The sequence below is a fragment of the Klebsiella sp. JN_Kp122 genome (assembly GCF_040062085.1).
GTDB classification, from domain to species: domain Bacteria; phylum Pseudomonadota; class Gammaproteobacteria; order Enterobacterales; family Enterobacteriaceae; genus Klebsiella; species Klebsiella aerogenes.
Genome location: NZ_JBEAHW010000014.1, coordinates 43,439 through 59,667, shown reverse-complemented (window position 1 = coordinate 59,667; position 16,229 = coordinate 43,439). Strand labels below are relative to the sequence as shown.

Sequence of the window (16,229 nt, the reverse complement as noted above, 5' to 3'; positions counted from 1 at the left end):
TGCCTGGTTATTACGCAGGCATAAAAAATCAGCTCAGGAGATACCCATGCTGGCCTTTCTGAATCAGGTGCGCAAGCCGACCCTGGATCTGCCGCTCGATGTGCGGCGCAAAATGTGGTTCAAACCTTTCATGCAGTCCTATCTGGTGGTCTTCATCGGCTACCTGACCATGTACCTGATCCGCAAAAACTTTAACATCGCGCAGAACGACATGATCTCCACTTACGGGTTGAGCATGACGCAGCTGGGGATGATTGGTCTGGGCTTTTCCATTACCTACGGCGTGGGCAAGACGCTCGTCTCTTATTATGCCGACGGTAAAAATACCAAGCAGTTCCTGCCGTTTATGCTGATCCTCTCCGCTATCTGTATGCTGGGCTTTAGCGCCAGCATGGGGGCGGGTTCAACCAGCCTGTTCCTGATGATCGCCTTCTATGCGCTGAGTGGTTTCTTCCAGAGCACCGGCGGTTCGTGCAGCTATTCCACCATCACCAAGTGGACGCCCAGACGCAAACGCGGCACCTTCCTCGGCTTCTGGAATATCTCCCACAACCTCGGCGGCGCGGGCGCGGCGGGCGTGGCGCTGTTTGGCGCCAACTATCTGTTCGACGGCCACGTGATCGGCATGTTTATCTTCCCGTCGATTATTGCGCTGATCGTTGGCTTTATTGGCCTGCGCTACGGTAGCGACTCTCCGGAATCCTACGGCCTTGGCACGGCGGAAGAGCTGTTTGGCGAAGCGATCAGCGAAGAGGACAAAGAGACCGAAGAAAATGCGATGACCAAGTGGCAGATCTTTGTTGAGTACGTGCTGAAAAACAAAGTGATCTGGCTGCTGTGCTTCTCCAACATCTTCCTCTATGTGGTGCGTATCGGTATCGATCAGTGGTCCACCGTGTATGCCTTCCAGGAGCTGAAGCTGTCTAAAGAGGTGGCGATTCAGGGCTTTACCCTGTTTGAAGTTGGCGCGCTGGTTGGCACGCTACTGTGGGGCTGGTTGTCGGATCTGGCCAACGGCCGCCGCGCGCTGGTGGCCTGCGTCGCGCTGGCGCTGATTATCGCCACCCTTGGGGTTTACCAACATGCCAGCAACCAGTACGTCTATCTGGCCTCGTTGTTTGCGCTGGGCTTCCTGGTGTTTGGTCCGCAGCTGTTGATCGGCGTCGCCGCCGTCGGTTTCGTACCGAAAAAAGCGATCGGCGCCGCCGATGGAATCAAGGGCACCTTCGCCTATCTGATCGGCGATAGCTTCGCCAAGCTGGGTCTTGGGATGATCGCCGACGGCACGCCGGTCTTCGGCCTGACCGGCTGGGCCGGCACCTTTGCGGCGCTGGATGCCGCCGCCGTCGGCTGTATCTGCCTGATGGCCATCGTGGCTATCTTTGAAGAGCGTAAAATTCGCCGCGAGAAAAAGAACCGTATTTTGCAGACCGCCTGATTCACCAGGTATTTGGTAACCTTGCCCGGCCATTGCGCCGGGCTTTTTTATTTCTTGCGTAATATGCCAGGTCCGACAGTCGACAGCAGGCAAATTCCCATTATGATAGTGAGGCTGCGATTGGATGAGAGGATGCATGATCTGGATAGGACTGGCCACCCTGGTAGTGGTATTTGTTGTGGGATTTCGGGTGCTTACCTCTGATTCACGCCGCGCGATTCGTCGCCTGAGCGAACGCCTTGGCATTACGCCTGTTCCGTTGGAATCGATGATCGATCAGCTGGGAAAAACCGCCGGTAATGAGTATTTGCGTTACCTGGAGCGGCCGAATGAAGCACATTTGCAGAACGCCGCGCAGGTGCTGCTCATCTGGCAGGTCGCGATTGTCGACGCCAGCGAAAAAAACCTGCATTACTGGTATCGCCTGATGCAAAAAGCGCGTTTAGCGGCGCCGATTACCGACGCGCAGCTCCGCCTGGCGCAAGGTTTTCTGCGCGAGCTGGACCCGGATGTGAGCGATTTACATAACCTACAGCAGCGCTATAACGACCTGTTTCTCCCGGAAGACGGCGTGCACTGGCTGCACTGATCTCATTGTTATCCGGCCTGTGGTTCAAAACCATATCTCCCTTACGTTCTTTGTAGGCCGGATAAGCGTAAGCGCCATCCGGCAGAATGACTACAGTAGGATTTTCAGGCCGTGTTTTTGTACGACGCTAAGCAATTTTAATGACATTCCGCTCGGTCGTTTAGCGCCAGTCTCCCATTTTTGCACGGTAGACACGCTGGTATTCAGATAACGAGCGAACACGGGTTGGCTAACATTGAGTTGTTCACGTAGCGCTTTAATTTCAATGGGTTGAAGTGCGGCTACGCTACCGAGACATGATTCATCAAAATGGCGCATTGTTTCCTGTGGGATTGCGCCAACGCTGAATAGCCCCGACGCAGCGCTATGGATCGCTTCGAAAGCCGGGCTTTTGTATTTATTTTTTGCTGTCATCGCAAATCTCCACCAGTTCTTTACTTTTAACTAAGGCCGTCGTTTTCTCTTCAGAGAGATTGGCATAGTGTTTTGCTAACTCACGAAACCCCATTAATTCGCGATGGTTGATATTGGCCATATCCTGTTTGGCATATAGAAAGGTATAAAACCAATACCCTGCGCTTTTGGTAAGGATGATTGCGCGATCGCGATTCTTGTTGAGTCGCTTTTTATAAACCCCCCCTCCTAAATCAACCACTTTGCCCTGAAGCGCAGATTGAATTGCCTGATAGAGCTCGTCGTCGGAAATGCCATGAGAGCTAGCCTCTCTGGCGAACCATTTGGTTTTAAAGATACGCATTGCTGACATCCTGTCGTTAAAAGTATAGCACATAGTGCTATATTAAATTCTCCTGAGATTTGTTAAAGCGATAGCAAGCATCGTTTTTTTAAACATGCGAGCAGCTACGCATCCTCTTATGAAAAGCGAGAAGAGTTGCGAAAACGTTAAGTACGTCACATACAAAATGTTACACTGCGCAGCTTTCCGCCACTTTCTTCGCAGGTCACTCATGAGTCATTCAAATGAAACCAAACCCCATGCACGCGATCTCGCGCGGCCAAACTGGTCGGCGGTCTTCGCGGTTGCTTTCTGCGTCGCCTGCCTGATTACCGTCGAGTTTTTGCCGGTCAGCCTGTTAACGCCGATGGCGCTGGATTTAGGCATCTCCGAAGGGATGGCCGGGCAGTCGGTGACGACGACGGCATTCGTCGCGATGTTTTCCAGCCTGTTTATCACCACGGTGATAGGTAAAACCGATCGCCGCTACGTGGTTATCCTGTTTTCGCTGCTGCTGACCCTTTCTTGCCTGCTGGTATCGTTTGCCGATAGCTTCACCCTGCTACTGCTGGGGCGCGCCTGTCTGGGCCTGGCGCTCGGCGGTTTCTGGGCGATGTCGGCATCGCTGACCATGCGTCTGGTGCCGATGCGCGTGGTGCCGAAAGCGCTATCGATTATCTTCGGCGCGGTATCAATCGCGCTGGTGATCGCCGCCCCGTTGGGCAGTTTCCTTGGCGGGCTTATCGGCTGGCGCAACGTCTTTAACGGCGCGGCGGTGATGGGCGTGCTGTGTACGCTCTGGGTGCTGAAAGCGCTGCCGTCGCTGCCGGGTGAATCGGCGGCTCAGCAGCAAAATATGTTTGGTCTGCTGAAGCGTCCGGGGGTGATGGCTGGGATGTGCGCCATTTTCATGGCCTTTGCCGGACAGTTCGCCTTCTTTACCTATATTCGACCGGTATACATGACACTCGCCGGTTTTGACGTCGACGGCCTGACGCTGGTGCTGCTGAGCTTTGGTATCGCCAGCTTTATCGGCACCTCGCTCTCCTCGGTGGTGCTGAAGCGCTCGGTCAAAGCGGCGCTGGCGATTTCGCCGCTGGTGCTGACCGCCTGCGCGGCGGCGCTGGTACTGTGGGGAGAAAGCAAAATCGTCGCCTCGACGGTGGCGATTATCTGGGGCTTCGCGTTTGCGCTGATCCCGGTGGGGTGGTCAACGTGGATCACCCGTTCTCTCTCCGATCAGGCGGAAAAAGCCGGGTCGATTCAGGTGGCGGTGATCCAGCTTGCCAATACCTGCGGCGCCGCGGTCGGCGGTGTTGCGCTCGACCACTTAGGACTGCTGTCGCCGCTGGTGTTGTCAGGAATATTAATGCTGTTTACCGGCCTGCTGGTGACGACCAAAGTGAAGGTGAATTAACCCGCTTACGGCCGTTCGCCTTTTGCCAGCCGGGCGTTGATGTCGGCAATCACTTCCGGCAGATCCGCCAGGGTATCAACCACATAGTGAGCCCCGGCGGCATACAGTTTGCCTGCCGCCCGCTCGCGACGGGTGGCGATTTCCTCTTTCGACATCGCCTGGTACTCCTCCCAGGTAGCGCCGAATTCGTTACCGGACACCGCCAGCCCGACGCTCCACATCCCGGCATGTAACCCTTCGCTGATGCCCGGTGCGGCATCATCGACCTTCACGCAGTGGGCCACATCGTCAATGCCCAGGGTAATCACGTTCTGCAGCGCCATCCACGGGCCCGGACGACCGCCGACGGCAAGGTCATCGGTGGCGACCCAGTGGTCCGGGGCGTAGCCCTGGGCGGCAGCGGCTGGTACCAGCTTTTCCATCACCGGGCGCGGATAACCCGAGCAGGAGCCGATCTTCAGGCCCTCGGCGCGAAACGCGGCGATAGTATCGACAACGCCGGCAATCGGTGCGGAAAAATCGACAACCTTAGCGATTTGCAGCGGCATAAACGCGGCGTAGATCGCATCGATATCGGCGGCAGTCATCGCGCGGCCGAATTTGGCCTGCCAGCGGCTATCGACAGCAGGGAGTTTGCCCAGCGCCTCAATGTGCTGCCACTTGCCAAGCCCCATCGGCACGCGGGCCTCTTCAAGGGTGATCTCAATATCGAAGGCCTGGCGGAAGGCCTCGACGAAAATTTGCGTCGGGGCGAAAGAGCCGAAGTCTACGGTGGTGCCTGCCCAGTCAAGGATCAGTGCGCTAATACGGTTCATGGCGGTTCCTTATTGTTTCCAGTACATGGCGTTGTCGATAGCCGCCAGCAGGGCGGTGATATCGGCGTCGTAGACTTCGCCAATGTTGCCGATGCGGAAGCAATCGCTTTGCGATACTTTGCCCGGATAGATAACGAAGCCCTGATCTTTCAGCTTCTGGTAGAAGGTGTGAAAGCGATACTGCGGCGCATCCGGTGAATAAAAGGCGGTAATGATCGGCGAGTGCAGGCTATCGTCGAGCAGTGGCCGGAAGCCGAGCGCGCGCATCCCTGCCACCAGACGGCGTTGATTGTTGCGGTAGCGCTGATAGCGGGCGCTAACGCCGCCCTCCTGCGCCAGCTCTTTCAGCGCCTGGGCAAAGGCCAGCACGGTATGGGTCGGCGAGGTGAAGCGCCACTTACCGTGGTTATCTTCCATGCAGCGCCACTGGGCGTACAGATCCAGTGATAGCGAGCGCGAACGGCCTTTGCAGGCGGCCAGTTCCGATTCGCGGGCAATCACGAAGGCAAAGCCCGGCACGCCCTGAATGCATTTGTTGGCGGAGCTTATCAGGTAATCAATATTCAGCGCGGCGATATCCAACGGAATGCCGCCAAAGCTGCTCATCGCATCGACGATATAGCGTTTATCGTACCGTTTTGCCACTTCGGCTACCTCTTCGATCGGATTCAGCATGCCGGTGGTGGTTTCGCTATGTACCATCGCGATATGGGTGATCGCCGGGTCGTTCTGCAGGATCTGTTCGATCGCGGCCGCATCTGGACGGGAGACTTCGCAGCAGTCGTAAGGGTGGCAGGCGATGCCCATCAGTTGCGCCATCTCAATCATACGCGCGCCATAGGCGCCATTGCTGACGATCAGCACTTTGCCTTGTTCGCCGATGACGCTGCCGAGCACCGCTTCGACCGCGTAGCTGCCGCTACCCTGCAGCAGCACCGCCGTATAACCGTCGGCCGGGGTAGCCAACTGCACCAGCTGCTGGCGAATGGTCTGTACCACGCCGAGATTGTAATCATCATCCCAGGTACAGCTATCGAACAACATCGCCTCTTTTACCGTACGGGAGGTGGTTAGCGGGCCGGGGGTCAGCAGCAAGTAGTTCCGTGAAGTCATTTGTCTCACCATTTGGTCTATACCAGATTTATATTTATCATGGAGACAAAGCCGGGGCAGGGTCAAAGGAAATGTGGCGCTGCAACAAAAAATTCATCTGGCTATGTATAATGAGCGCACGAAAAGTGGCAGTGAGTAAACATGAAATCACCCTCTGGCGAGATGCCGCAATACCTGATGATTAAGGCGCAGCTGCAGGCGCGTATTCAAAACGGCGCGTTGAAAAGCGGCGATAAGCTGCCTTCAGAGCGCGAACTGTGCGCGCTGTTCAACACGACCCGGATTACGGTACGCGAGAGCCTGGCGCAGCTGGAGGCCAGCGGCGTGATTTACCGCGCCGACCGCCGCGGCTGGTTCGTGACGCCGGAGCGTCTGTGGTTGGATCCGACGCAGAACACCAATTTCCACAAGCTATGTCTCGAGCAGGGGCGCGAACCGAAAACGGTGCTGCTTGAAGGGCGCTTAACCGCCGTGCCGCTGGACGTGATGGCCCCGCTGGCGCTGCAGCCCTTCGATCAGGTTTACCTGCTGACGCGTCTGCGCTATGCCGACGGCCGGCCGGTGTGCTACTGCGAAAACCACTGCCTGCCCGCGCGGGTGCCTGAGCTGCTGCGCCACGATCTCAACGGCAGTCTGACCGAGATTTATCAAACTCAGTACGACCTGATCTATACCAGTATGCATTTGTCGTTTTATCCCACCTCAATGCCGCCGCAGGCCGCAGAGGCGTTGGGGGTGATGGAAGGGCGCCCGGCGCTGCTGTTGCGCCGGCTGAATTACGATCAACACGGGCGTATTCTCGATTACGATATTGAATACTGGCGGCATGACAGCCTGCGGATCGAAGTCGATACCCATTGATTTTATTAGTTAAATTTTTTGATCTCCCCGGTGGCGCTAGCGCTTACCGGGGCTACGCACTTCCCCTCGTTTTAACTCTTTCGACACACTTCTTTCATCGTTTTGTCATAAACCCTCGGTAGCGTGAAAGCAAATCTGGTCTACACCAGAATAACTGACTATCCGATGAGGCTTAAACGATGAAACTCTCCCGACTTGCTCTGCTGTCCCTGTTCGCGCTGACCAGCTCTCCGGTTTGGGCGGACGGCGTCGTCACGGTTTACTCCGCCGACGGCCTGCATGATGGCGATAACAGCTGGTATCAGAGCCAGTTCGACGCCTTCACCAAAGCGACGGGCATCAAAGTGCAGTATGTGGAAGGCGGCTCCGGCGCGATCGTCGAACGTCTGGCGAAGGAGCGCACCAATCCGCAGGCTGACGTGCTGGTCACGGTGCCGCCGTTTATCCAGCGCGCCGCGAAAGAGCAATTGCTGGCAACCTTTACCCCGCAAGGTAGCGCGCAGATCCCCGGCGCTAACGACCGCTACGCGCCGCTGGTGAATAACTATCTGACCTTCATCTATAACGGCCAGTTGCTGAAAACCGCGCCGGCCAGCTGGCAGGATCTGCTGGATAGCCGCTTTAAGAACAAGTTGCAGTACTCCACGCCGGGGCAGGCGGGCGACGGTACCGCGGTGATGCTGCAGGCGTTCCACAGCCTCGGCGGTAAAGACGCCGGTTTTGCGTATCTGGGTAAGCTGCAGGCCAATAACGTTGGCCCATCGGCCTCGACCGGCAAGCTGACTGCGCTGGTCAATAAAGGCGAGCTGTACGTCGCCAACGGCGATTTGCAGATGAACCTGTCGCAGATGGCGCGTAACCCGAACGTTAAAATTTTTTGGCCGGCGGATGATAAAGGCGAGCGCAGCGCGCTGGCGCTGCCCTACACCATCGGGTTGGTACAGAACGGACCGAACAGCGAAAACGGCAAGAAGCTGATCAATTTCCTGCTGGATAAACCGGCGCAATCCAGCGTCAGCGCGCGCTCCTGGGGCCTGCCGGTACGCAGCGATGTGGCGCCGGATGACGCTAACTTTAAGGCGGCGAAAGCGGCGCTCGACGGCGTGAAGAGCTGGGAGCCGAACTGGGATGATGTCGCGGTATCGCTGTCGGCTGACATTGCCCGCTGGCATAAAGTGACCGATAGCGAGTAAGCCTGATGTTGATGAAAACCACCGTCACTTCTTCCCCGTCGCTGGCGGGGACTTCCGGGATCACCCTGGACTCGCTGCGTGTTTCATACCACGGCAACGTGGTCTTAAAACCGCTGTCATTGACCATTGAACCCGGTGAGGTGCTGGCGCTGATAGGCCCTTCCGGTTCCGGGAAAACCACGGTGCTGCGGGCGATTGCCGGTTTTGTGCAACCGGCTGGCGGTCGGATTGTGATCGGTGATACTGACGTCACCCAGCTGCCGCCGTATCAACGCGGGCTGGCGATGGTGGTGCAGAACTACGCGCTGTTTCCGCATATGAAGGTAGAAGATAACGTCGCCTTCGGCCTGCGGGCGCAAAAGCAGCCCAGGGCGCTTATCGCCGAGCGGGTGGCTGAAGCCTTAAAAATCGTCGGTATGGCGGATTACGCCACCCGCTACCCGCATCAGCTTTCCGGCGGCCAGCAGCAGCGCGTCGCGATAGCCCGCGCGATTGCCGTGCGTCCTCGGGTACTGTTGCTTGATGAACCGCTGTCGGCGCTGGATGCGCAAATTCGTCATAACATGGTGGAAGAGATTGCCCGTCTGCACCGCGAACTGCCGGAACTGACCATTCTCTACGTCACCCACGATCAGACCGAAGCGCTGACCCTGGCGGACAAAATCGGCATCATGAAAGACGGTTCGCTGATCGCCCACGGCGAAACGCACGAGCTCTATCACTATCCACCGAACCGCTTTAGCGCCGAATTCCTCGGCCGCGCCAATATCCTGCAGGCGACGGCGCTGAAAGACAGCACCGAGCCGGGGCTGGTTAGCGTGAGCTGTGGCGGCGGCCTGATTAACGCCTTCAGCCGGGGCGGCCTGCATGGCAACAACAAGCTGTTATGCATTCGCCCGCAGCACATGAGCCTGGCGCCGCGATCGGCAACCAGTAATCGTCTCAATGCTACCCTGACCTCGGTACACTGGCAGGGCGATCTGACGCATCTGCTGTGCGATGTTGCCGGCGAAGCGGTGCGGATTGTGATGACCCACGTGAACCCGCTGCCGCGCGCGGGGGACAAGCTGGCGCTCTACTTCGAACCTGGCGATGCGGTTCTGATCGAGGTGCAATGATGGCGCAAACCCTCACGCTTGCGCGTCCGGCGCGAAACTTACGCCCTTACCTGTGGCTGGCATTGCCGCTGCTGGTGCTGGCGACGCTATTTTTCTATCCGCTACTGTTGATCGCCGAACAGGCATTACGTGACGCCAGCGGCAATCTAAGCCTCGAAACTTTCTGGCAGGTGATTGACTCAAAACGCTTTATTGGCGCGCTGCTCAATACCTTACAGATTGCAGTGTTCGCCACCCTTGGCTGCCTGGTGCTCGGCAGCGTGCTGGCGCTGATTCTGGTATTTATTCCGTTCCCCGGCAGCCAACTGGTGAGCCGGGTCATTGATACTTTTATTGCGCTGCCGACCTTTCTTATCACTCTTGCGTTCACCTTTATTTACGGCTCGGCGGGGCTGCTCAACGGCACCCTGATGGCATTGTTTGCTTTTGAACTGCCGCCGGTAGACTTTCTCTATTCGATTAACGGCGTGATTCTGGCGGAGATTACCGTCTTTACGCCGCTGGTGATGCGCCCGCTGATGGCGGGACTGCGGCAGATAGATAAGAGCCAGCTGGAAGCGGCGAGTATTCTCGGCGCCCATCCGCTACGGGTGATTACCCAGGTTATCTTCCCGGCGGCGCTACCGGCGCTGATGGCGGGCGGCAGCCTGTGCCTGCTGTTGACGACCAACGAGTTTGGCATCGTGCTGTTTATTGGCGCCAAAGGAGTTAATACCCTGCCGATGATGGTCTACAGCAAGGCGATTCTGGAGTCGGATTACAGCGTGGCCTGCATGATTGCGCTGATTAATATTCTGCTGTCGCTGGGGCTGTTTATGCTCTATCGGCTGGCGGCGGCGCGCACTGGCGTAAGGAGTTAACGATGTTGATTTGGTCGCGTAAAGGCCGCGCGGCGGCGGGCGCGCTGGCGGTGACGCTTTTTGCCGGCATTTTCCTGCTGCCGCTGGCGGTGATTTTACTCTCCAGCCTGAGTAAACAATGGAACGGCCTGCTGCCCACCGGCTTTACCTTTACCCACTTTGTTAACGCCTTTCGCGGCGCGGCGTGGGATTCGCTGTTTTCGAGCCTGATGGTGGGCTTCTGCGCCAGCCTTCTGGCGCTGCTGTGCGGGATGTGGGCGGCGCTGGCGCTGCGCCAGTATGGTGCGAAGTTACAGAAATATCTTGGTCTGGCGTTTTATCTGCCCAGCGCTATCCCCTCGGTTTCCGTCGGACTGGGCATTCTGGTGGCGTTCAGCCAGGGGCCGCTGCAGATGAATGGTACTTTTTGGATCGTCCTGGCGGCGCACTTTGTACTGATTTCCGCCTTTACCTTCAGCAACGTAACGACCGGGCTGGCGCGGATTTCCGCCGATATTGAAAACGTCGCCTCCAGTCTTGGCGCCTCGCCGTGGTATCGCCTGCGTCATGTGACGCTGCCGCTGATGACGCCGTGGATGATTTCAGCGCTGGCGCTGAGCTTATCGCTGTCGATGGGGGAACTGGGCGCGACGGTGATGATCTATCCGCCGGGCTGGACGACGCTGCCGGTGACTATTTTCAGCCTCACCGATCGCGGCAATATCGCCGATGGCTCGGCGCTGACCATTGTGCTGGTGGGCGTCACGCTGCTGTTGATGATGAAGCTTGAGCGCATCGCCCGCCGATTAAGCCAGAGATAAAGAATTGATGACGCCACCTGGGCACGGGTCTGACTGCCCGGCGGCGCTACGCTTGCGCGGGCCTACGGGGAGGAGGTTTTCCGTAGATATTCTTCTGCGTTATGACTCTCATGGCACAGGGAGCGCACAGAGGGCGGCCAGTCGCCGCCAGGGGTTTTCCCGGAGGCGGCGCGTTGCGCCTTCTCCGGGCTACCAAATCGCACAGCGCTGTAGCCCCGGTAAGCGGCAGCGCCACCGGGGATTTTGAGGCCGCCAACACCGGCAGTTTCAGCCAGCATAGTGAATAAATTAAAGGTAGGTCGCACGGACCGTAGGCCGGATAAGGCATTTATGCCGCCATCCGGCATAAATGCGGGCACAGGTTATTACCTCAGAACCACGCCTCAAACATGCCGCCGATGTTCAGCGAATCCAGCCGCTCGTCGCTGGTGCCGTCTACTTTCGCGGTGTGTTCGTTATCCACCTGGCCGCCGGTCACATAGAAGCGCAGCATCGGGCGGAACTCCGGCCCCATACCGATGGCGATGTTCTGCGACAGCGTCAGCTTCCAGCCGTGGTTATCCCCGCCCTGGTCGTAGTCAACGCGCTGGTAGCCCGCTTCCAGCCAGGTCGAGTGCACATCGTTCCAGAAGTACATTGGCCGGACGATCGCGCCGTAGTTTTTACGGTTGTCGGTATTATCCTTGCCGTTGTCGTAGTCGTGGAAGGCCAGCAGATACTCGATCTGCGCCTGCTGAGTGAACTTATGGCTGCCCTCGAAGCTGGCGTAAACCGTGGTCAGGTCGTCGGTTTTGTTATAGACGCTGTTATCCGAGTTATCGGAATAGCGCAGGATAACCTTGTTCACTCCGCTGTCGTTGGTATGGCTCAGCACCAGCCCGCCTTGCCAGGCATCGAGGCGCGCGTCGCTGTCCACCGCTTTTGAGTCAAAGCCGTAGTTGGCGTACACCTCGATGTCGATCGGCCCGGCCTTGATATTGTGGGTTTTGGTGGTCAGCGCGTAGTGACCGTTATCGCCGGTATCCGAGCTGCCGGTACAGGTGATGCGCGACGGGTTGGTCTCATCGGCCATCACTTCCGGGCTACAGGATTTCACCTGCGACACTGTCGCCACGTCGAACTGCACGCCGCCGATATCGAAGTTCTTCACCCCCGCGCCCTGACCGTCGTGGTTCATCCAGAAGTAGTCGTTGATCCCCTGTTGCGGGCGCTGATGGAAGTCGCGGCCGGCCCAGATATAGGCGTTGGGGTTGGATTCGAGGACGTTGGTGACGCCGACGTAGGCTTTTTTCAGGTTAACCTCGTCGCTCCAGTGGTCAAACATGACGTTGAGATCCCAGATGGCCCCCTGCGCGCTTTTGAACGCTTTGCTGATCTGGAATTCGCCGCCGTTGCTTTCGTTACCGAGACGGCCGATCGCCGAGGCGCCGTTATAGGAGCCGTCGACGCCAACATATTTCTGGTCGCCGGTCTGGAAGTGGGCGCCATAGCGGGCGTAACCGCTAAATTTCAGGCCGAAAGGGATCGCCAGATCCGGCGAAGCGGCGGTGGTTTGCGGGTTGGTCATCACGTCGACCTTTTTATCGGCCGCTGCGTCGATTTTAGCCTGGCGGTCGGCCAGCGCTTTATCGACGGCTTTCGCGACGATGGCGTCGATCTGTTCCTGAGTAAAATCCTGCGCCAGTACGGAAATTGGGCACAGCGCGGCGATAACCGCCATGGCCAATGGCAGCTTTTTAACTGTATTCATGGTTATCTCACTTTAATAATTAATATATGCAGACAATAACCGCCCCATTCTGGTTAAAATAAAAATAACCAAAATAAGCTGATTTGTTTTTTCAGGGTACAGCTACGCCGGAGAATAAATATCTTACTCTCAGTGGCGAAATTTAACGGCTAGTACAAATGCAGATGTATTAATTTTTTCTCAAAATATATTTCCTGAGGTTATTGCGTTTATAATCAGATTATTTGGCGAAAATCCCTTTTCCGCATAAATACATATTTTCAGGTAATACAGGAATTACTGGCTAACGGCCCCGGCGACCGGTGCAACGCTTTTCGCCTTTTCGACTTCATTCTTTATTAATGAACGCTCATAGGCGCGCAGGAATGGCAGATAAATCACTGCCGACATCACCATGCAGATAACGCACATCACCACCGGGCTTAAAGTCCAGTTAGCCGCCCACGAGGCGCCAATCGGCGCGGGCGTCGTCCACGGCGTCAGCGACACCACCTGGCTCAGCCAGCCAAGGCGGGTTGCGCCGTAAGCCAGCACCGCGTTGACCATCGGCACGCAGACGAAGGGGATAAACATCATTGGGTTCATGATGATCGGCGCGCCGAACAGAATCGGTTCATTGATATTAAAGAAGCTCGGCACGATACCCATTTTGCCGATAGTCCGCAGATGCGTGACCCGGCTACGCAGCAGCAGGAAGGCCAGCGGTAGGGTCGAACCGACGCCGCCAATCAGCAAATAGTGATCCCAGAAGCCCTGCAGGTAGACGTGCGGCAGCGCCGCGCCGGCCGCCAGCGCCGCCTGGTTTGCTGACAGGTTGGCCATCCAGAACGGGTTCATAATGCCGGTAACGATAAGCGAGCCGTGAATACCGGCGAACCAGAAAATCTGGCACATCAGCACCGACAGCAGAATCGCCGGCAGCGAATCGGAGGCGGAGACCAGCGGTTCCAGCAGATGCATAATCGCCTGCGGCAGGATCATGCCGGTTTGCGCCTCAATGAACAGGTTGAGCGGATGCAGAGTACCGATGACCACCAGTACCGGAATGAGGATCTCAAACGAACGGGCGACGCCGGTCGGCACCTCTTTCGGCAGGCGAATGGTCACGTTGTTTTGCTTCAGCCAGGCGTAAACGCGGGTGGAGTAGATGGCGGTGATCAGCGCGGTGAAAATGCCCTGGCCGGATAAATACTGAGTAGAAATTTTGCCATCGGCATAGGGCGCGGCGACCAGCAGGAAGGCCATAAACGCCAGCAGGCCGGACATGACCGGATCGAGCTGGAACTGGCGTCCGAGGCTGGCGCCGATGCCGACCGAGATAAAGAAGGTCATGACGCCCATGCTGAGATTAAACGGCAGCATCAGCTGTTCACGGTACTGCTGGGAAAAGTCCAGCCAGCCGCGGGCAAAGCCGTTAGTGGTCTCCGGCGAGAAAGGCGGAAAGATAAATACCAGCATGAAAGAGCCGATGATCATGAACGGCAATGCGGCGGTAAAGCCATCGCGGATGGCGATAACATATTTCTGTTGCCCAAGGCGTCCTGCCAGCGGAGTAATAGATTGCTCGATCACGGCAATCATCGACTGATACAGAGAACTCATTTGAACACCTCTTAGTGCGCCGCGGCGATCAGCGACAGGGCATAATTCAGAACGTTATCTCCCCGCTGCATTCCGTAATCCATCGTATCGATAGGCTGGACGGGAATATTCAGGGGAGCGGCTTTCTCGCTAAGCATTTTCAGCATGTATTTGACCTGGGGGCCAAGCAGCACCACCTGGTATTGTGGAAACTGCATATCAAATTCGGCAACGCCATAGGCGTCAATCTGCACCGGCAGGTCGCGTTCCTTTGCGGCATCCACCATTTTCCTCACCAGCAGGCTGGTGGACATCCCGGCGGAGCAACACAGCATAATCTTGTACATCGACGGCTTTCCTCATATGTAAAAAGTTATTGCGAGGATGATTTGATATCAGACGGAAACCGGTTTCCATTTATAAAAAACAGAACTGTGAGCGCGGTCAATAACTCACCGTTAGCGGGCTTACTAATTAGATTTCGCTCACAAAATAATGTCGATTTGGCGTGGTTTTTTGCCGAAATGGAAAATCGGTTTCCAAATAAAAAAGGAAACGGCTATACTGCCGCTGGTTATAATTGAAGCGATTCAGGACACAGCGTTACAGGGGCTAAGCCGCACCTGCCAGGGGAAAAAAGATGTCGACAATCAATGATGTATCACGGTTAGCCGGGGTATCGAAAGCCACGGTTTCGCGCGTGCTGAGCGGTTCGCGCGGGGTAAAAGAGGCCAGCCGCCAGGCGGTGCTTCAGGCGGCGGAAACGCTGAACTACCGGCCCAATATGATTGCCCAATCCTTACTGAGCCAGTCGACGGGCTGTATCGGCGTGATTTGCGCGCAGGACAACATCAATCAGACCACCAGCTATCTCTACGCCCTGGAAAAACAGCTCAGCCAGCATCAGAAGCATCTACTGCTGCGCTTCGCCAATAACCGCGGCGACGTATTAAGCGCGCTGGATGAACTCACCTGTGGCCTGTGCGATGACGTGCTGATCATCGGCGCGCGCTTTCCGCTGCAGATCGAGCGCCCCGATGTGGTGCTGATTGATTGTCTGGAAAGCGATGGCGAGAACAGTATTCAGTTTGATCACGCCTTCGCCGCGGAAACCGCCTGTCATTATCTGATTAATCAGGGGCGGCGGCAGATTGCGCTGATCCATCCGCAGGGGAGCGGCTTTGCCGATCAGGTGCTGCTGGGCTATAAGCATGCGCTGGAGAAGAACTTCCTGCCGTTTAATCGCAACCTGGTCTTCCTGGACTGCGCCTCGTCGTCGGTGGCGGTACAGGAGTTGATGAATAACGCCACTACCCTGAACTTTAATGCGCTGTTGGTGAGCGATGAACTGCAGGCGCAGCGGGTAGTGCCGCAGCTGCAGGCGTTTAACCGCGCGGTGCCGGAAAAAGTAATGGTCTTCAGTCTCGCGGGTTCGCTGCAGATGCCGGGTATTCCGACCATCCCAGCGATTGAGTATTCGATGGATGCGATGGCTTCGCGGATCGTCAACTGGCTGATCGGCAAAAGCCCGCAGCCCGGCGGCAGCCTGCTGCGCGGCGACTTAATTATTCCCGAGCGTTGGGGGAAATAAAAAAACCGTCGCGGCAGGCAACGGTTTTCCTGATAATTCAGCCCGTTATTTACCCGGGCAGCGAATTTTATCAATGGCGGCCAGATAGCCTTTTTGATTATTGCGCTCTTTCGCCAGCGTCGCTTCGCGAACGTAACTCTGGTTGTCTTTCGAGGCGAGGATTTTATTGGCGAAATCGGTATCGCTGAGGGTGCTCGCCGGGGCGCATTTTTCCTTCACCGCTTTCAACACCTGCTGTTTTTGCTGCTCAAACTGCAGGCTTTGCAGCGGCGATTCGGCCCACGCCGCGCTGGCGCTAAGGGCAGTAACCAGACACAACATCCAACACGCTTTCATGGCGCTTCTCCTTCACTTTTCGCTTCAGTCA

Annotated in this window: 17 protein-coding genes; 9 read left to right on the top strand and 8 right to left on the bottom strand. The window is 56.8% G+C overall.

What is annotated here, in order from left to right; genetic code table 11:
- Positions 1-46: 46 nt before the first annotated feature.
- On the top strand, positions 47-1,438 hold the full coding sequence (uhpT, locus tag ABLU78_RS03660) for a hexose-6-phosphate:phosphate antiporter (RefSeq protein ID WP_045362132.1): 1,392 nt from the start codon (positions 47-49) through the stop codon (positions 1,436-1,438).
- Between the two features lie 136 nt (positions 1,439-1,574).
- Positions 1,575-2,027 carry a DUF1198 family protein gene (locus tag ABLU78_RS03655; RefSeq protein ID WP_015369068.1) on the top strand — a complete coding sequence of 151 codons (453 nt, stop codon included), beginning with the start codon at positions 1,575-1,577 and terminating at the stop codon, positions 2,025-2,027.
- Between the two features lie 90 nt (positions 2,028-2,117).
- On the opposite strand, the gene ABLU78_RS03650 is transcribed toward ABLU78_RS03655, so the two are convergent.
- Both ABLU78_RS03650 and ABLU78_RS03645 read right to left on the bottom strand, forming a co-directional pair.
- Entirely contained in the window at positions 2,118-2,441 is a 324-nt protein-coding gene (locus ABLU78_RS03650; protein ID WP_004173862.1) for a DNA-binding transcriptional regulator, read from the bottom strand.
- A complete protein-coding gene (locus ABLU78_RS03645; protein WP_032454415.1) occupies positions 2,425-2,784 on the bottom strand; it encodes a type II toxin-antitoxin system RelE/ParE family toxin in 360 nt (119 codons plus the stop codon). Before ABLU78_RS03645 ends, ABLU78_RS03650 begins: the two co-directional genes overlap by 17 nt.
- A gap of 211 nt (positions 2,785-2,995) precedes the next feature.
- Between ABLU78_RS03645 and nepI the strand changes: the two genes are divergently transcribed.
- Positions 2,996-4,180 carry a purine ribonucleoside efflux pump NepI gene (gene nepI / locus ABLU78_RS03640; protein WP_015369069.1) on the top strand — a complete coding sequence of 395 codons (1,185 nt, stop codon included), beginning with the start codon at positions 2,996-2,998 and terminating at the stop codon, positions 4,178-4,180.
- Between the two features lie 5 nt (positions 4,181-4,185).
- On the opposite strand, the gene phnX is transcribed toward nepI, so the two are convergent.
- Together phnX and phnW are read right to left on the bottom strand one after the other, a co-directional pair.
- Complete coding sequence (gene phnX / locus ABLU78_RS03635) at positions 4,186-4,995, bottom strand: phosphonoacetaldehyde hydrolase (protein WP_045389061.1); 810 nt, start codon at positions 4,993-4,995, stop codon at positions 4,186-4,188.
- Between the two features lie 9 nt (positions 4,996-5,004).
- Positions 5,005-6,108: a 2-aminoethylphosphonate--pyruvate transaminase gene (phnW, locus tag ABLU78_RS03630; RefSeq protein ID WP_048229844.1), complete on the bottom strand. Its 1,104-nt coding sequence runs from the start codon at positions 6,106-6,108 to the stop codon at positions 5,005-5,007.
- A 141-nt stretch (positions 6,109-6,249) separates the two neighbouring features.
- Here phnW and phnR point away from each other — a divergent pair, with 141 nt between their 5' ends.
- The 5 genes from phnR (at position 6,250) to phnV (ending at position 10,940) form a co-directional block, all read left to right on the top strand.
- Complete coding sequence (gene phnR, locus ABLU78_RS03625) at positions 6,250-6,969, top strand: phosphonate utilization transcriptional regulator PhnR (RefSeq protein WP_015369072.1); 720 nt, start codon at positions 6,250-6,252, stop codon at positions 6,967-6,969.
- A gap of 179 nt (positions 6,970-7,148) precedes the next feature.
- Complete coding sequence (gene phnS, locus ABLU78_RS03620; RefSeq protein WP_032715341.1) at positions 7,149-8,162, top strand: 2-aminoethylphosphonate ABC transporter substrate-binding protein; 1,014 nt, start codon at positions 7,149-7,151, stop codon at positions 8,160-8,162.
- 5 nt (positions 8,163-8,167) lie between these two features.
- Positions 8,168-9,280, top strand: coding sequence for a 2-aminoethylphosphonate ABC transport system ATP-binding subunit PhnT (gene phnT, locus ABLU78_RS03615; protein WP_045412616.1), 1,113 nt, complete (start codon positions 8,168-8,170; stop codon positions 9,278-9,280).
- Positions 9,280-10,140 (top strand): 2-aminoethylphosphonate ABC transporter permease subunit, encoded by an 861-nt coding sequence (phnU, locus tag ABLU78_RS03610; RefSeq protein WP_002923191.1) that lies wholly within the window; start codon positions 9,280-9,282, stop codon positions 10,138-10,140. The genes phnT and phnU overlap by 1 nt, the downstream gene beginning before the upstream one ends.
- A 2-nt stretch (positions 10,141-10,142) precedes the next feature.
- The gene (gene phnV / locus ABLU78_RS03605; protein ID WP_047064056.1) at positions 10,143-10,940 is read left to right on the top strand and encodes a 2-aminoethylphosphonate ABC transport system, membrane component PhnV; all 798 of its coding nucleotides are present in this window, start codon (positions 10,143-10,145) and stop codon (positions 10,938-10,940) included.
- Positions 10,941-11,310: 370 nt separating this feature from the next.
- Here phnV and ABLU78_RS03600 read toward each other — a convergent pair whose 3' ends face one another.
- The 3 genes from ABLU78_RS03600 to ABLU78_RS03590 form a co-directional block, all read right to left on the bottom strand.
- The gene (locus ABLU78_RS03600; RefSeq protein ID WP_048229847.1) at positions 11,311-12,690 is read right to left on the bottom strand and encodes a carbohydrate porin; all 1,380 of its coding nucleotides are present in this window, start codon (positions 12,688-12,690) and stop codon (positions 11,311-11,313) included.
- A gap of 276 nt (positions 12,691-12,966) precedes the next feature.
- Positions 12,967-14,292 (bottom strand): PTS cellobiose transporter subunit IIC, encoded by a 1,326-nt coding sequence (locus tag ABLU78_RS03595; RefSeq protein WP_015703869.1) that lies wholly within the window; start codon positions 14,290-14,292, stop codon positions 12,967-12,969.
- 11 nt (positions 14,293-14,303) lie between these two features.
- Positions 14,304-14,618 (bottom strand): PTS sugar transporter subunit IIB, encoded by a 315-nt coding sequence (locus tag ABLU78_RS03590; RefSeq protein WP_015369080.1) that lies wholly within the window; start codon positions 14,616-14,618, stop codon positions 14,304-14,306.
- Positions 14,619-14,911: 293 nt separating this feature from the next.
- Here ABLU78_RS03590 and ABLU78_RS03585 point away from each other — a divergent pair, with 293 nt between their 5' ends.
- Positions 14,912-15,862, top strand: coding sequence for a LacI family DNA-binding transcriptional regulator (locus tag ABLU78_RS03585; protein ID WP_020077647.1), 951 nt, complete (start codon positions 14,912-14,914; stop codon positions 15,860-15,862).
- A 45-nt stretch (positions 15,863-15,907) separates the two neighbouring features.
- Here the strand turns inward: ABLU78_RS03585 and ABLU78_RS03580 are convergent, their stop codons facing one another.
- Positions 15,908-16,198 carry a YicS family protein gene (locus ABLU78_RS03580; RefSeq protein WP_015703867.1) on the bottom strand — a complete coding sequence of 97 codons (291 nt, stop codon included), beginning with the start codon at positions 16,196-16,198 and terminating at the stop codon, positions 15,908-15,910.
- Between the last annotated feature and the right edge of the window lie 31 nt (positions 16,199-16,229).

Bases quoted from the DNA above. Each gene is read 5' to 3' on its own strand.
- uhpT (WP_045362132.1), top strand. From the start codon at position 47: ATGCTGGCCTTTCTGAATCAGGTGCGCAAGCCGACCCTGGATCTGCCG.
- ABLU78_RS03655 (WP_015369068.1), top strand. From the start codon at position 1,575: ATGATCTGGATAGGACTGGCCACCCTGGTAGTGGTATTTGTTGTGGGA.
- ABLU78_RS03650 (WP_004173862.1), bottom strand. From the start codon at position 2,441: ATGACAGCAAAAAATAAATACAAAAGCCCGGCTTTCGAAGCGATCCAT.
- ABLU78_RS03645 (WP_032454415.1), bottom strand. From the start codon at position 2,784: ATGCGTATCTTTAAAACCAAATGGTTCGCCAGAGAGGCTAGCTCTCAT.
- nepI (WP_015369069.1), top strand. From the start codon at position 2,996: ATGAGTCATTCAAATGAAACCAAACCCCATGCACGCGATCTCGCGCGG.
- phnX (WP_045389061.1), bottom strand. From the start codon at position 4,995: ATGAACCGTATTAGCGCACTGATCCTTGACTGGGCAGGCACCACCGTA.
- phnW (WP_048229844.1), bottom strand. From the start codon at position 6,108: ATGACTTCACGGAACTACTTGCTGCTGACCCCCGGCCCGCTAACCACC.
- phnR (WP_015369072.1), top strand. From the start codon at position 6,250: ATGAAATCACCCTCTGGCGAGATGCCGCAATACCTGATGATTAAGGCG.
- phnS (WP_032715341.1), top strand. From the start codon at position 7,149: ATGAAACTCTCCCGACTTGCTCTGCTGTCCCTGTTCGCGCTGACCAGC.
- phnT (WP_045412616.1), top strand. From the start codon at position 8,168: ATGTTGATGAAAACCACCGTCACTTCTTCCCCGTCGCTGGCGGGGACT.
- phnU (WP_002923191.1), top strand. From the start codon at position 9,280: ATGGCGCAAACCCTCACGCTTGCGCGTCCGGCGCGAAACTTACGCCCT.
- phnV (WP_047064056.1), top strand. From the start codon at position 10,143: ATGTTGATTTGGTCGCGTAAAGGCCGCGCGGCGGCGGGCGCGCTGGCG.
- ABLU78_RS03600 (WP_048229847.1), bottom strand. From the start codon at position 12,690: ATGAATACAGTTAAAAAGCTGCCATTGGCCATGGCGGTTATCGCCGCG.
- ABLU78_RS03595 (WP_015703869.1), bottom strand. From the start codon at position 14,292: ATGAGTTCTCTGTATCAGTCGATGATTGCCGTGATCGAGCAATCTATT.
- ABLU78_RS03590 (WP_015369080.1), bottom strand. From the start codon at position 14,618: ATGTACAAGATTATGCTGTGTTGCTCCGCCGGGATGTCCACCAGCCTG.
- ABLU78_RS03585 (WP_020077647.1), top strand. From the start codon at position 14,912: ATGTCGACAATCAATGATGTATCACGGTTAGCCGGGGTATCGAAAGCC.
- ABLU78_RS03580 (WP_015703867.1), bottom strand. From the start codon at position 16,198: ATGAAAGCGTGTTGGATGTTGTGTCTGGTTACTGCCCTTAGCGCCAGC.